We start from the raw sequence: 15,558 nt of genomic DNA, 5'->3' as shown, positions 1-15,558 counted from the left end.
TTTAGTTAGTGCCTGATGGTAATGGTATGGACATATTTTGTTTTACTGGTATACCGAAATTCGGGCTACCGTCCTTGTTCCAGGTAAATTTTTGCGCCCGCGGCGACCGGTCCTTACCGCAGCCCTGGCCGGGTTGTGAATTGGCGTGATAGAGTATCCAATCCTCCTTGCCATCGGGCGATTTGAAAAAAGAATTGTGTCCCGGAGCATAAACCCCGTTTTGCGGCGATTGTTTAAATACTGGCCGACGGGATTTGGTCCAGGATGCCGGTTTGAGCAGGTTGCTGTTTGCCGATACAGTCAGCATACCTAAAGCATAAAAATCCGTCCAGCATCCGCTGGCCGAATAAATAAGGAAAAGTTTATCTCCATGTTTCAACAGCTCGGGCCCCTCATTCACATTTACATGCGGCGGATTGGACGCATCGTGCAGGTCGCCGTTCTTTTCCCAATCAAAGGTTGGGTACGACAATTTTACGCGTTCGCCATCCACCGTCCACGGATTTTTTAGTTTGGCAATAAAGATATCCTGCTCACCGTTGGTATCACCTTCCCACCCTGACCAAATCATATAAAGTTGCCCCTTGCTGGTAAATACCGAAGCATCTATGGCCCATTTATCGGTCGGATCTGCTACTTTTCCTTTAAATATCCATGCGCCTTGCAGCGGGTCGGCGGAACTGTTTTCCAGTACGTATATGCGATGATGGTCGTTAATACCGTCGTCGGCTGCAAAATATACATACCATTTTTTATTAATAAAATGTAACTCGGGCGCCCAAAGTTCCCTGGAATAATTAGTTCCGGCAGGGGGCGTCCAAACAACTTTTTTTTGTGCCGACCCCAGATCGGTTATATGGCGCGTCTTCCAAAGGGTAATGTTTGTGCCAGTACTATTGGTATAATAATACCATCCGTCTTTCTGAATCACCCACGGGTCGGCGCCTGAGGGTAAAAGCGGGTTGGTAAATGTTGAAGTTTGCGCCCCAACAGAAACGGACAGGAATGATAGAATTGTAAAAAATACAGTTATAGATATTCGCATAGGTTTACCCGGCAGATGAACGCCCGGGTTTAAAACCAAAGGTAATTTTTTATTTCAAAAAATTACCGGTTAAACGGAGATTCATTTATCCAATGAAAGCCGCGCCGTACCAGCAGGAACTTGTTGACGTCGATTTGATGGAATGCGATTTTTAATGAATCCTTTTTGTAGGCTCCGCTAAGAACAAGCGAATCTTTTTTGGGCAAAGTATAAGTAAACAGCCACTTATGCACCGTATCCGAATATTTGTTCATCACTATCTTCCTTTTAACGGTATCAACATTAAACGCAAAATAATTAGTACTATCGTTCATGAATTTGAGCATAGTGTTGCCTGCGTAGGAGATAGCCATTTTGTTCCAGCGCGTGGTGTCCGTGGTGAGCGGAGGCAGCGTGTCCCTATTCAGAATGAATGTTTTTACCTCGTAAAGCCCGTAAAGCGGTGGTTTTGGTGCCTTTGCGCCGTATTGTGATTCGCCCTGGATTACCCCAACCAGGTCGAAAATAACGGTATAAGCTATCAGTACATATTTAATTGTTGTAAGCGTAATGTTTTTCCACTTCTTACGGAACCGGTGCGGGGTTATGTCCGAAGACGCTGCCACCTTATTAAAAAGAAAAAAGTTGCTGAAACGCTTAATGTCTTTTAGTATCAGGAATAAAGCCATCATCACCAGTGTTGTGGAAAGCAGTTTTACCGGCACATCAAAACAATAGTTAATGGCCATGATGTTCCCGGCGACGATCAAGGTCATCACCGCGCCCAGGGCCGTAGTTTTACGGAACATCAGCAGAAAACCGCAGCTTAGCTCGGCTATGCCGGTGAAATAATTGTACCCGGTGGAATAACCCATAAAGGTCCAGGCAAGGCCCATGGGCGATGAATTTCCGTAAGGCTCCATTAACCTGCCGAATGATGGAAAAGGGAACTGTAGTTTGATCACCTTGAAAAACCCATACGATAACATGGTAATAGCTACATAATACCGCAGAACCACCATGAGCCAATAAAGAAGTTTATTATAATTCCGGGTACCCTTATCGAGCGCCGACCATATAATGGTGCTGATAAGCGCGAGGAATGCTATGAACAGTATGATGATATTATCGTAAGTGGTATCGCCGCTGCCGTTAGTAAAAGTAGTCACGGGTTGGCTTAAATGTAAAATATGCTTACCTATCCAAACAGCCACACCGTGAAACGGCGTGATGTAAAAATTATAAATATCGTCAATGTACGGTAGTACACCGTTGGGGTTAAAAAAGATATAGAGCAGGAAATAGATAAAAAAGAAACGGAATATCAGTTTCTTCCAAAGAGCCCAGTCGGCTGGAGAGGGTAAGGTTGTTTCCATCAGTTATATCGGGAATCGTGATGGAATAAATATAATCAACTGTTACCTGAAATCCTAATTATCAGAGATCAAGCTCACTTAGGTCGACCACTGCCGAGTCGCAAATATAAGTGGGTACAATGCCGGCAGCATTAATGCGGGTCTCGTAATCTTTTGCCTGCGTGTTGCCCGTAAGAACCAAAACTGTGTCAAGACCGAACTTGTTTCCGCCTAAAATGTCGGTATTCAGGGTATCGCCAACCATAACGATGTCACTTTTACTTATTTGCCGATATTCGCGGATGAGGTCATAGGCAAACATGAACATCTGGGAATCGGGCTTGCCAAACCGGATGAATTGCTTGCCCACCACGCTCTCTATCATGGCGGCGATACCGCCGATGGCTATGGAAACATTACTTGCGGTAAGGGGATAGGCGCGGTCGGTATTAGCTACAATAGCCGGGATAGGCTTTTTACGGAGCAGGTTGACGGTTTTATTCAGATCGTTGCACCAGTCAAAGCCCTCATCATCCAGGAAGATCACCACGCTCACTTTATCGATATTGCTTTCGTTCACTTCGCTCATAGGCATGGTTTGCAGACCCGAACGCTCGATATAATGCGCGGAGGCAGGCGTGCCCAGGTAAGCCACAATGCCATCCGGCACTTTCAGGTCGAGAAACTCTTTGGTTAACATACCGGAAGAAACGATACGGTCCTCCGTAATAGCGGTCAAGCCCATACGGTGGTAGGAGGCCGCCAATTGTTGCGGCCCGCGCGATGCGTCGTTAGTGACGATGTAGTACTCCTTTTTTTCCCGTTCCAGGTATTCGAACGTCTTCCCGATACCCGGCACCAAGCCCGAATAAGTTTTTAGCACTCCGAACGCGTCGAAGAAAACGATCTTGTATTTATCAACTATGGATTTAAAATTGTCTATCTGCTTCATTTAATGCTCGGTGAGGGCTATTTTTTTGGGTTCAAGTTTTAACGCTTCTATTATCCGCTCAGGATCAAAATCACGGTCGACGGACGGCAGGTAAGTATCAAAAGCTTCGGCCTGTAGTTTTTCGGCATACTGTTCCTTAAAAAAACGCTTGCCATCTTTGATCACGTAATTCAGGATGAAAAAGCGATAGGCTTCTTTCATAAAGCGGATCTCGTTAGCGGTAAGCGGGTTTACCTTGTGATATTCCTCCAGGAACATAATAAACCGATCCTCCATCAGCGTATTGATATAGTAGCTGAACACGGTCCGGTCGCCGCGGTCGGATACTACGCGGCTGAGGAAGTAAAAATCCAATACCCGGTAGCTCATCCGGAACCAGTCGTAATCCCAGCGCGAGAATAGTTCGAGGTCTTTGGTAACTGAAAAATTCCCGATGTTCCAGTCGATAAAAACCGGCATGATATCAAATGAGCGTACATCGTATTTTGACCGGTTTTTCAGGAATAGTTCGCAATGATACTTCAGGAAGTCGGCCTGCATAGCCGACCCGAATTGCTTTTCGTTGCTTTCCAATTGCTGTTGCAAAGCATAGATATCGGTTCGTAAAGTTTTGATGGATTTCGGCAAAACATTGCTCGCCCGCGAGCAGGCTTTATGAAATTTACCTATCTGCTGGCCAAGTTTACGGATATGATGCTCGTCAAGACGGCGTGGCATACGTTGGTCGATACGGGTTGGATTATAAAACACCACCCATGCATCCATTTTGCCCTGTTTGTGCCGGTAAATGTATACGCGGTTATTTTTGAGCAGCGATTTTGATAATACATTCTCAAAAGGATAGAGGAGATTGTTACAAAGGCTGTGGATAATGCGGTGATCCTCCTTAAAATATTCGTATTTGCCAAAATGGGAGAGTTTGGCAATAACAATATCCTCGTCGTCGAAGGTAATCTTAAAGACGCGGTTCGTAGACACCATCGCGCTGATATCTTCAATATCGCGGATAATTTTTGACGAATCGTAGCCTTCCCAGGCCTTTTTTAATATTATGGAATAGTCCATTATTGTTTTTAACTATCAAGAGCCAAAGATAGCTCCCTATTTTTTTGTCTGAACCGGAATTTACAGAATTTAAGAATTACCTGAATTCCCGGAAATACGATTCAAACTATATTATCTCAAAATACCTTTTCAATTCCCAATCCGTAACAGCTTTGGCGTATTGTTTCCATTCCCACAGGCGGGTTTGGGTAAAATGTTCGGTGAAACCGGCGCCGAATAATTCGGTTGCGATAGGAGAGTTCCGCATGGCCACGGTAGCTTTGTACAGGTTGGACGACAGCACGCCGTTGCTTTTATCCTGGTAACCGCTGCCGACGGTCGGTTTTATGTTTAGCGGCAATTTGTTTTTGATGCCATATAAACCAGAAGCAAGCGCCGCAGCCATGGCCAGGTACGGGTTACTGTCCGATCCGGGTATGCGGGTTTCAAGCCGTGTGTATTTTTCTGACGGATGCAGGATGCGTATAGCCGTGGTACGGTTGTCTATCCCCCAGGTAACCGTGGTTGGCGCCCAGGCGCCCTCAACAAGCCGCTTATAGCTGTTGACAGTAGGGGCATACATCGGTAAAATATGTGGTAAGCAATATAATTGCCCCGCTAAGTAATGCTTTAACAGGTCGCTCATATTGTATTCACTATCAATACTGTAGAATAAATTTTTTGACTTATCCTTGTCCCATAGGCTTTGGTGAAGATGCCCGCTGCAACCCGGTAGATTTTCGTTCCATTTGGCCATAAATGATGCCATGATGCCATGTATGTTCGCAATCTCTTTCACCGAATTCTTGAATAGTACGGCCTTATCGGCGGCGGCTAAAACATGGTCGTGGCAAATAGCTGCTTCATAAACGCCGGGTCCGGTTTCGGTATGCAACCCTTCCAGGGGGATCCCGAACTGCTTAAGCAAATTGAACAGATCGTAATAAAATCCGCTGTTTTGTGATGTCCTCAGTATAGAGTAGCCAAACATGCCGGGTGTTAGCGGCTGTATATTGGTAAAACTTTTATCGGCTAAAGTTTGCGTATTTTCCCTGAAATTGAACCATTCAAATTCCTGGGCAAATTCGGGGTGGTAACCTAACGATTCACATTCGGCAGCAATTCTCTTCAACAGGCTGCGGGAACAGGCGGCTAAACCGGTACCGTCGGCATTGCTGAAATCGGCTAAAAAGAATGGAATATTATCCTGCCAGGGAATAGTGCGGAAGGTGGAAAGATCGACTTTCGCCGGCCTGTCGGGATAACCGGTGTGCCAGCCTGTAAGTTCAACATTGTTATAACAGGTATCGCCGCTGTCCCAGCCAAAAACAACGTCGCAAAAACCATAGCCATCCTGCAGTCCATCGGCAAACTTCTCAGTGCCAATGATCTTGCCACGCAGGATGCCGTCGATATCTGCAAAGGCAAACTTTATTTTGTCGATATCCTTATCCTTTAAATAGGCGACGATCTGTTGTTTATCCATAACGATTTAGTACGAAAAAAGCGCGGTCAAGTTAAGTATAATATCAATTATGCTATTGGCTGATTACGTTTTAATTGATATATTGTTAAGCTGTAGTTAAAGTTAATCATAATTTACGGTCCCCTGTTAACGATGAACGACCTGCTTTTTGTTTACGGTACGCTGCTGAATGATTACAATAAGTATGGCGTTTACCTGCGCGACAACAGCAGATTTTATTCGCAGGCTACGGTGAAAGGTAAGTTATATGATATCGGCGAGTACCCGGGAGCTGTTTTGTGCGACGAATGTGACCTTATATACGGCGTTATCCTGCAAATGGATGATCCAGGTGCTACACTTGGGTTGCTTGATATTTACGAAGGTTTTGGCGCCAGCCAGCCGCAACCTAACGAATTTATCAGGGTGCAGGCAGAAGCTCAAACAACATCAGGGCCTGTTGAGTGCTGGATATACCTATACAATTTACCTACCTGCGGACTTATACTAATCGAAAATGGCAGGTACATCAAATAAGCCCTGTACCCGCTTGTAACATTTGCGTTATTTACGCATTAGCCATTAATCTTTCGCGGTAATACCACATCAAAATAATACTGTATTAATACTAAGGATCTATTTTCATGTACTTAAAACCCGTCATTTATTATGAAAAAAATTACTGTTCTTTTCCTCGCGCTGATTACTGGTGCTGCTGTTTCGGCTCAGCAAAAAAGCCGGGTCACGCACATGACCGTTACCATCGTTGACGATCATGCCGCTTTAAGGGTTGGCCGGCGGCCAAACAACATGTTTATTACCAGGGACGATACCGCCCAGGTGCAAAGAGTGATCGACCTGGATATGCACGTCAGAGCAAGAGACGAACCCGCCGCCTATGAAAAAATGATGATGAACATCCTGAAACCCTATTATGACAATAACTGGAAACTGGTTACTGCGGATGTTGAATTTGTGGCGAGCTCGAATACGGAAATATTCAGGTATTATTTCATTAAAGAAGAATAAGGGTCAAAGAAAAAACCCTGCAGAAATACATCTGCAGGGCCCGGTTTGAATTAATTAGGGAAATTAATTATATCGCTGACTTTACAGTTTTAATAATACGTGCGGCTACTTTGTATGGATCGGCAGCCGAGTTAGGGCGACGATCTTCCAGGTAACCTTTCCATCCTTTTTGTACAGTGTACAAAGGTATACGGATAGAGGCACCGCGGTCGGATACACCATAGCTATAGTCGTGTATAGACGCTGTTTCGTGTTTACCGGTTAAACGCTGGTCGTTATCGGCTCCATAAACGGCAATGTGCTCTGCCACTACAGGACGGAAAGCTTCCAGGATCTTTTTGTAAACGTCTTCGCTGCCTGCTGTTCTCAGGGTAGTATTTGAGAAGTTAGCGTGCATGCCCGAACCGTTCCAGTCTAAAGCGCCCAGTGGTTTGCAATGCCAGTTGATAGAAACTCCGTATTTCTCGCCGATTCTTTCCAGTAAGTAACGGGCAACCCATATCTGGTCACCGGCTTCTTTAGCGCCTTTTGCAAAAATCTGGAATTCCCACTGTCCGGCAGCAACTTCAGCATTGATACCTTCCACATTCAGGCCTGCATCCAGGCAAGCATCCAAATGCTCTTCTACTATTTCGCGGCCGAAAGCATTTTTTGCACCGACAGAGCAATAGTAAGGACCCTGCGGGCCAGGGTAGCCACCTGCAGGGAAGCCAAGCGGTTTGTTGGTTTCGGGATCCCACAGGAAATATTCCTGCTCAAAACCAAACCAAAAATCATTGTCATCGTCCTCAATCAACGCGCGGCCATTCGATTCATGCGCAGCACCTTTTGAGTCAAGTACTTCACACATCACCAGGTAAGCATCTTTACGCTGCGGATCAGGGCAGATAAAAACAGGTTTTAAAATACAGTCTGAAGAACCACCTGGTGCTTGTTCGGTTGAAGAACCATCAAAGCTCCAGTTTGGGCAATCTTCTAATTTGCCGCTGAAATCACCTTCGATCTTTGTTTTACTACGGAGGCTTTGAGTTGGTTTGTAGCCATCAAGCCAGATGTACTCTAATTTTGCCATTGTTTAGTTTGTTTTTTGGATTGGGATTCAAATGTCAGTTTTATAACTAGTATTCAATTATCAAAGGCGAATGTAAATATTTTTTACAAATTTCATCATAATTGTGAGAAAAAATTAGAATTTTTTTCAATTATGTGGATAATCACTGTCCAAATGAATAAAAATTTGTAAAAAAAAGATAATTTGTGACCAAAGACGGATTTAGACCGGGCTAACTGTTAAAAAAGACACTGATCGGTCATCAAACCTCTTTAAGTATAGTAATTACGCCTGATTTTTTGAGGCGATTTATAAAAATGGCAAAAAACAGGTCGTTTTGAACCATAAAATAATCAATATTGTAAAAGGTGACACTCTATAACCTTATTGTTATATTTTCAATTAAATCGGGCTCAGTTATAAAAATTTCTTAAAATTGCGTGAATTTTTGATGGAGCGAGCCTCTGTTTCAAAATAAATGTCCTCTTCTATAAATTAATATATCATTATGAAAATAACAGTCGTTGGCGCCGGGGCTGTGGGCGCTACTTGCGCTGATAATATCGCAAGGAAAGAATTAGCCGAAGAATTGATCTTATTGGATATACGCGAAGGCTTTGCCGAAGGTAAGGCTATCGATATTATGCAAACATCTGCCATACTTGGTTTCGATACCAAAGTAAAGGGTGTTACCAATGATTATGCAGCTACCTCCAACTCGGAAGTAGTGGTTATTACTTCAGGTTTGCCGCGCAAGCCGGGCATGACCCGCGAGGAACTGATAGGAACCAACGCCGGTATAGTAAAAAGCGTTACCGAAAGCATTTTAAAATATTCGCCCAACACAATTATTATCGTCGTATCTAACCCGATGGATACGATGAATTACTTGACGCTGAAAACTTCAGGATTGCCAAAGAACCGTATCCTGGGTATGGGCGGTGCGCTGGATTCATCAAGGTTTAAATATTATCTGAGCCAGGAACTGGGCTGCTCACCAGCCGACCTGAATGCCGTGGTTATCGGCGGTCACGGCGATACCACAATGATACCGTTAATAAAGCATGCAACCTGGAACAGTGTCCCGGTTACCGAATTCCTGAGCCAGGAACAACAGGATAAAATTGTAGCTGCTACCATGGTTGGCGGTGCAACCCTGACCAAACTGATCGGTACTTCGGCCTGGTATGCGCCCGGCGCCGGTACAATGGCTATGGTTGAAAGCATTGTTCGTGATGAGAAAAAGCTCATTAGCTGCGGTGTCGCCCTCGACGGCGAATATGGCCAGCAAGATATTTCGCTGGTGGTGCCGGTTGTTTTGGGTAAAGGCGGCTGGGAAAAGATCGTGAACTTTAAGCTAAGCGACGCTGAACAGGAACAGTTTGACAAAAGCGCCGATGCGGTTCGCAACATGAACCAGGTGCTTTACGATACGAAGGTTATCTGATCGACCTAAACGATATTAAAGCGGCCCCCGGGAACTCGGGGGCCGCTTTTGTTTTAAACTTTTAGCCGCCTCGCGTGTTTCTCTGTAAATAGCTAACTTAGGCTAACCTATTTATATCCTTTATGTCCGCTGATTCCAGTATAAAATTACCCATTGTTAAAGTACATGATGATGAAGCCGATCATTCGTTGGATTCGCTGGCTATTGAGGAGCCATTGGAGATCCGCATAGGCTATGGACCGGCCGAAAACCGGCAGATAAAAAACGTATCAATAACCATGCGCACTCCGGGTAATGATGGTGAACTGGCGGCGGGTTTTCTGTTTACAGAAGGTATCATCAGGCAACGTGAGGATATACTTTCTGCCGATCATTGTGTTATAGCCTGCGCCGAAAACAAGGAGAATGTGATACAGGTAGATCTAAAAGAGGATGTAATACCCAGCTTAAACAATACGGAAAGAAATTTTTATACAACCTCCAGTTGCGGCGTCTGCGGTAAAGGGTCCATTAATGCCATACGCACAGTTAGCATTTATGATGGCGGTGTTGGTGAAAATCACGTCAGTGACGATCGGCTATATTCATTACCGGATATTTTGAAAAGACACCAGCAGGTATTTGCCGATACAGGAGGGTTGCATGCGTCCGCTTTGTTTGATGCGGCCGGAGAGCTAATTCTTTTGAGAGAAGATGTCGGCCGCCATAATGCCCTCGACAAACTGATAGGCGCTGCTTTAAACGCAGGTATGCTGCCGCTCAATACACATATATTATTATTAAGCGGGCGGGCAAGTTTCGAACTGGTGCAAAAAGCAGCTATGGCCGGCATTAATATTATTGCCGCAGTAGGTGCGCCATCAAGTTTGGCTGTGCAGTTGGCGGAAGAATTTAAGATAAGCCTGGTCGGTTTCCTTCGCGGCAGGCGTTTCAATATTTACACTCAACCCCAAAGAATATTACTATCTAAATATGAAGATTCGTATTAAAGGAAATTCGTTACGTTACCGCCTGACCAGGAGCGATGTGAATGCCATCATAAAGGAAGGGCGGCTGGAGGAGCGGACAGAGTTTGGCCATCAAACGTTGGTCTACGCTTTACAAACAACAACGGACTACGACCTTAGTGCCACATTTCACGAGAATAGAATAACCTTGTTTGTGCCTCATATCATGATCGATCAATTGGCGAATACGGATGAGGTTGGCTTTGAAAGTGAGCAGGGAAAATTGTTTTTGCTGGTTGAAAAAGATTTTACCTGCCTGGATAACACGGCCGAAGATCAGAGTGATAATTATCCTAATCCATTAGCGGAGAAAATGAAATGAGCAAATTGAAAACAGAACAGTCCGCAGCCGAAAACCCGGAGAAATTGATCGAACTGAAGGTTACTGAACCGAAGGATTGGGCGGCAGGTGTACCCGCTGTTTATGAAGCTTTTAAGGACCTTGTGCAGGAGACCGGCCTTTTGCGCGGACTTGGTGCGTCGTTAAAAATGAATCAGAAAGGCGGGTTCGATTGTTCGAGCTGCGCCTGGCCCGATCCCGATGACGACCGTTCACAGTTGGCCGAATATTGCGAGAATGGGGCAAAAGCGCTGGCCGAAGAAGCAACTACCAAAAAACTGACGCCAGATTTTTTTGCGCAAAACTCGGTGGCCGACCTGGCTAAACTGAACGATTACGAAATAGGGAAGAAAGGCCGTATTGCGCAGCCTGTTTATCTGCCGGCGGGTGCTACACATTACGAGCCGATAAGCTGGGACGATGCTTTTAAAAAAATGGCAGACAAAGTGAATAGTTTGGAGTCGCCAAACGAAGCTGTGTTCTATACTTCGGGGCGGACAAGTAACGAGGCATCGTTCATGTATCAATTATTTGTCCGGGAGTTTGGCACCAACAATATGCCCGATTGTTCCAATATGTGCCATGAGTCGAGTGGAACAGCGTTAACCGAAGTAATAGGCATAGGAAAAGGTACGGTTACGCTAAATGATTTTTACGATACCGACGTAATCATTATTATGGGGCAAAATCCCGGCACTAACCACCCGCGGATGCTGACCGCTTTAGAGAAGGCGAAAAAGAGCGGGTCGAAGATCATCGCCATAAACCCCCTGCATGAGGCCGGTTTAACCGCATTTAAAGACCCGCAGAAGGTAAAGGGTTTCCTTGGCATGGGTATTAAACTGGCCGACCTGTACCTGCAGGTGAACATTAATGGCGATATGGCTCTGTTCAAAGCCATTGAAAAACTGTTGCTCGATGCCGAAAAGCAAAACCCGGGTAAGGTATTTGACCAGGAGTTCATAAAAGAATATACGGTTGGTTATGATGAATTAATAAAGGACATCGAAAAACAGGATGTGCCGAAATTATGCGAATTAGCGGGTGTTCCGGTTGAACAGGTGCAGGAAGCCGCGGACATGCTACGTTATAAAAACCGCATCATTATTTGCTGGGCCATGGGCATCACGCAGCACGAAAATGGTGTCGATACCATCAAAGAAATAGCCAACCTGGTTTTACTGAAAGGCAGTATAGGTAGGCCCGGCGCGGGCCTTTGCCCGGTGCGTGGCCATAGCAATGTGCAGGGCAACCGCACCATGCTGATATGGGAAAAGCTGAAGGACGAACCACGTAAGAAACTTAAAAAGGTATTTGGGTTTGAGCCGCCGAAGGAAAAAGGTTTCGATACCGTGGAGGCTATAAAAGCAATGCACGAGGGCAAGCTGAAATTCTTTTTTGCGATGGGCGGGAATTTTCTTTCGGCTACACCTGATACCAATTATACCGCCGAAGGTTTACGTAAGCTGGATATGACGGTGCATGTATCCACCAAACTCAACCGCAGTCACCTGGTGCATGGAAAAGAGGCGCTGATATTGCCTTGTTATTCGCGCAGCGATAAGGACATAATTAATGGCGTGGAGCAGATAGTCAGTTGCGAGAACTCGATGGGTGTGATACAATCATCAAAGGGTGTGCTTAAACCCATATCTGATCAATTTTTAAGCGAAACGCAGATCGTCTGCCGCCTGGCGAAAACTACATTCGGCGAAAAGACCAAAGTGGAATGGGATAAATACGCGTCGAACTACGACCTTGTTCGCGACGAGATAGCGAAAGTGATACCCGGTTGCGAGGATTATAACAAAAGGATACGGAAGCCCGGGGGATTTTATTTACCCAATGCTCCGCGCGAGCGAAAGTTCAAAACTGAAAAATATGGTGATAAAGCGGCTTTCTCTGTTCTGAAATTACCAAACCATAAACTGGCGGCTGATGAATATATGATGGCAACGATCCGCAGTCACGACCAGTTCAATACCACTATTTATGGATTGGAGGACCGTTACCGGGGTATCCATAACGAACGCCGGGTAATATTTATGAATTCTAAGGATATTGAAAAAGCAGGTTTTATGGGCGGCGACAAGGTCGATTTATACAATAACCATAATGGCCGCGAAAGAGTAGCTAAACTATTTGTTATTGTGCCATACAATATACCCGAACGAAATACTGCCACGTATTTTCCTGAAACCAATGTACTGGTGCCGATAGATGACGTTGCCAGAGAGAGTAATACGCCGGTATCTAAGCGGGTGATCATCAAGATCAGGAAACATGTGGCCTGAATTTGCACAAAGCTTGCATTAGAAAAACCGGACTTTTTAAACCAAAAAAATCAGACTATGCAGGTTTTTGGGATTTTTTCGGAACCCGCGCGTCTGCGAAAATCCCTTATTTGTTGATAAACGGACTGTTAACAAGAGCCCGGATGTCGACTTTTCAAACAGCCAATAGGCTATCAATCAACGCCAAATTATTGTTAACAACAGGTAGTAAAATTGTTAAGAAACTGTTCATAAAAATGATGAAAAAAACTTGACACGGGTTACTTTGCACACTACCTTAGATAACATCAAGAACGACGTACTTTGACAGTTTGAGGGAAAAACAGAGTGTGAATCGGGCGAATCTTCGGAGGAGCTAAAGATCACAGGAAGTCAACCCGGTAACACAAAGAGCACGATGGCGAGAGCCGCCGGAACCAGCGTGATACTACAAAAGCATAGCAGGAACGAAACAGCGCAAGCTGCTGAGACCTAACAGAAACCGAAACGGCGCAAGCCGCGGACAACACACAGACACCGAAACAGCGCAAGCTGCGGACAACATGAGGACCGAAACGGCGCAAGCCGCCGAAAACGATGCGAAGCCAGACACAAGCACTGCAACACGATCGCGGTATTTTACGGAGTAACGCGAAGACGGGCGCAGAGAACGAAGAAACCGGAACCCGCAAGGGCGACGAGAGTAAACAATCGGTCATGTACACAAAACTTGATGCTTTTGTTCAACTACGGTTGGGCAGGAGTCAGAAAACGGAAGATATTCGCAAGAGTACGCTTCCGTTTTCGTTTTTACACCCCTCCAGATCCATTCCAATATAAAATCATTCGAGAACCTCGCCGATATAACCAAACGTTCCTATGGAACGTAGTCGGGCATTTTATTGGTTTCTACCAACCATGCCTCCTTACAGGACGCTCTTTTATATTCCTCGCCCCATGGGGGCGACTGGTTGGTAGTAGAGAAAATGAACATTTAAAAATGCGTTCCATTGGAACGCCTGGTAAAATTTCAATTTTTATGGGTAAACCTAAGTTACAGGGAGGACGGGATTAAAGAAAAAAATAAAAAAGTCTTGCCTACAGGGGGAGATTTAGAGGGGGCATTCCAAAATTTCCCTAATTTAGCCTTCTATGCCAGCTAACGGGAGAGAAAAGATATTTGTATTGGACACCTCGGTCATTTTGTATGACCATAATGCGTTCGAAAACTTCCAGGAACACGACGTAGCCCTGCCCATACAGGTGCTGGAGGAGCTGGATAATATGAAAAGCGGGAACGACACCCGTAATTTCGAGGCCCGCAGTTTTATCCGGCTGATGGATATTGTTTCCAAAAAGAACCTGCTGAACAAATGGGTGCCGCTGAAGGGTAAGGATAAAGGCAGTTTTAAAGTGGTGATGGATGTAAAAACAACTTCGGTGGACGCTGAAGAAGTTTTTGGCAGCGACAAAATAGATCATCGCATTCTTAATGCCGCGCTTGGCCTGCAGGAGGAGTATCCCGAGAAGAAAGTGATCCTGGTATCGAAGGATATTTGCCTGCGCCTGAAAGCCAAAGCCTTAAATCTGAATGCCGAGGATTACGAAACGGGCAAGATCAAAAATCTGGAGGATCTGTATACCGGTGAGACCATCCTGACCAAGGTACCAGATAAGCTGATAGGCCAATTAGATAAACAAACGGTGCTTAACAACGGCGAACTGGATATTTTACCCAATAAAAGCAATCACTTTTACAGCCTGCACGGCAAGAGCAGAGCGACCACAGCTTTTTACAACAGCAATACCAATGCGCTGGAAAAAGTATCGGAACAGCCTGTTTTTAATATTTACCCCAAAAACCAGGAGCAGGCATTTGCCATTCATGCGCTGATGCACCCGGATATTAAGCTGGTGACCATACAGGGTAACGCCGGAACAGGCAAAACCCTGCTGGCGCTGGCCGGCGCACTGGAACAACGCAAATATTACCGCCAGATATATGTAACCCGCCCAATTGTTCCGCTGAGCAATAAGGATATTGGTTTTTTGCCGGGTGATGTAAAATCGAAGATAGACCCTTATATGGCTCCGATATGGGACAACCTGAAATTTATCAAGGACCAGTTCAGCGATGACGAGAAGATGCAGGCCAAGATAGATGAACTGGTGATCAATGATAAAATATCCATTGCCCCGCTGGCCTTTATCCGGGGGCGAACATTGACCAAAATTTTCTTCATCGTCGACGAGGCTCAAAACCTGACGCCCCACGAGATCAAGACCATCATCTCACGCGCCGGCGAGAACAGCAAATTTGTGTTTACCGGGGATATTTACCAGATAGACACGCCGTACCTGGATGCGGAAAGTAACGGGCTATCGTACCTGATCGATAAAGCCAAGGGGCACCCTTTGTATGCGCATATTACCCTGCAAAAAGGGGAGCGGAGCGAGTTAGCGAATTTGGCGATAGAGAGATTGTAAACATAGTCCGGTTGTCATTTCGGACGACAGAGAAAAATCTGGTATGCTGCGCAAAGTCCGTCCATTTATTCAACATTTCTCCTC

General features: G+C 45.3%; 13 protein-coding genes. 7 read left to right on the top strand and 6 right to left on the bottom strand.

Going from position 1 to position 15,558, the window contains the following annotated elements; genetic code table 11:
* Nucleotide 1: 1 nt before the first annotated feature.
* From FRZ54_RS18065 to FRZ54_RS18045, 5 genes are all read right to left on the bottom strand, one after another.
* Nucleotides 2-1,045, bottom strand: coding sequence for a glycoside hydrolase family 43 protein (locus FRZ54_RS18065; protein WP_147033181.1), 1,044 nt, complete (start codon nt 1,043-1,045; stop codon nt 2-4).
* Between the two features lie 62 nt (nt 1,046-1,107).
* Nucleotides 1,108-2,400 carry a hypothetical protein gene (locus FRZ54_RS18060; RefSeq protein WP_147033179.1) on the bottom strand — a complete coding sequence of 431 codons (1,293 nt, stop codon included), beginning with the start codon at nt 2,398-2,400 and terminating at the stop codon, nt 1,108-1,110.
* Nucleotides 2,401-2,461: 61 nt separating this feature from the next.
* Nucleotides 2,462-3,331 (bottom strand): TIGR01459 family HAD-type hydrolase, encoded by an 870-nt coding sequence (locus FRZ54_RS18055; RefSeq protein ID WP_147033174.1) that lies wholly within the window; start codon nt 3,329-3,331, stop codon nt 2,462-2,464.
* Nucleotides 3,332-4,396, bottom strand: coding sequence for a hypothetical protein (locus FRZ54_RS18050; protein ID WP_147033172.1), 1,065 nt, complete (start codon nt 4,394-4,396; stop codon nt 3,332-3,334).
* A gap of 106 nt (nt 4,397-4,502) precedes the next feature.
* Nucleotides 4,503-5,861, bottom strand: coding sequence for a glutamine synthetase family protein (locus tag FRZ54_RS18045; RefSeq protein ID WP_147033170.1), 1,359 nt, complete (start codon nt 5,859-5,861; stop codon nt 4,503-4,505).
* 132 nt (nt 5,862-5,993) lie between these two features.
* On the opposite strand from FRZ54_RS18045, the gene FRZ54_RS18040 reads away from it, so the two are divergent.
* Together FRZ54_RS18040 and FRZ54_RS18035 are read left to right on the top strand one after the other, a co-directional pair.
* Nucleotides 5,994-6,377, top strand: a complete 384-nt coding sequence (locus tag FRZ54_RS18040; protein ID WP_147033168.1) for a gamma-glutamylcyclotransferase family protein — start codon at nt 5,994-5,996, stop codon at nt 6,375-6,377.
* A gap of 132 nt (nt 6,378-6,509) precedes the next feature.
* Nucleotides 6,510-6,869: a hypothetical protein gene (locus tag FRZ54_RS18035; protein WP_147033166.1), complete on the top strand. Its 360-nt coding sequence runs from the start codon at nt 6,510-6,512 to the stop codon at nt 6,867-6,869.
* Nucleotides 6,870-6,936: 67 nt separating this feature from the next.
* Here FRZ54_RS18035 and FRZ54_RS18030 read toward each other — a convergent pair whose 3' ends face one another.
* A complete protein-coding gene (locus FRZ54_RS18030) occupies nt 6,937-7,941 on the bottom strand; it encodes a glutamine synthetase beta-grasp domain-containing protein (RefSeq protein WP_147033164.1) in 1,005 nt (334 codons plus the stop codon).
* A 487-nt stretch (nt 7,942-8,428) separates the two neighbouring features.
* On the opposite strand from FRZ54_RS18030, the gene mdh reads away from it, so the two are divergent.
* The 5 genes from mdh to FRZ54_RS18005 all read left to right on the top strand — a co-directional run bounded on the left by mdh (nt 8,429) and on the right by FRZ54_RS18005 (nt 15,474).
* On the top strand, nt 8,429-9,367 hold the full coding sequence (gene mdh, locus FRZ54_RS18025; RefSeq protein ID WP_147033162.1) for a malate dehydrogenase: 939 nt from the start codon (nt 8,429-8,431) through the stop codon (nt 9,365-9,367).
* 122 nt (nt 9,368-9,489) lie between these two features.
* Nucleotides 9,490-10,356 carry a formate dehydrogenase accessory sulfurtransferase FdhD gene (gene fdhD, locus FRZ54_RS18020; protein WP_147033160.1) on the top strand — a complete coding sequence of 289 codons (867 nt, stop codon included), beginning with the start codon at nt 9,490-9,492 and terminating at the stop codon, nt 10,354-10,356.
* Entirely contained in the window at nt 10,340-10,696 is a 357-nt protein-coding gene (locus FRZ54_RS18015; RefSeq protein ID WP_147033158.1) for a DUF7009 family protein, read from the top strand. Before fdhD ends, FRZ54_RS18015 begins: the two co-directional genes overlap by 17 nt.
* A complete protein-coding gene (locus FRZ54_RS18010) occupies nt 10,693-13,008 on the top strand; it encodes an FdhF/YdeP family oxidoreductase (RefSeq protein ID WP_147033156.1) in 2,316 nt (771 codons plus the stop codon). Before FRZ54_RS18015 ends, FRZ54_RS18010 begins: the two co-directional genes overlap by 4 nt.
* A 1,131-nt stretch (nt 13,009-14,139) precedes the next feature.
* Nucleotides 14,140-15,474 carry a PhoH family protein gene (locus FRZ54_RS18005; protein ID WP_147033154.1) on the top strand — a complete coding sequence of 445 codons (1,335 nt, stop codon included), beginning with the start codon at nt 14,140-14,142 and terminating at the stop codon, nt 15,472-15,474.
* Nucleotides 15,475-15,558 lie beyond the last annotated feature (84 nt).

Origin of the sequence: Mucilaginibacter ginsenosidivorans (assembly GCF_007971025.1) — a bacterium.
In the GTDB taxonomy this organism is placed as follows: domain Bacteria; phylum Bacteroidota; class Bacteroidia; order Sphingobacteriales; family Sphingobacteriaceae; genus Mucilaginibacter; species Mucilaginibacter ginsenosidivorans.
This window is presented reverse-complemented; position numbering and strand designations above follow the sequence as displayed.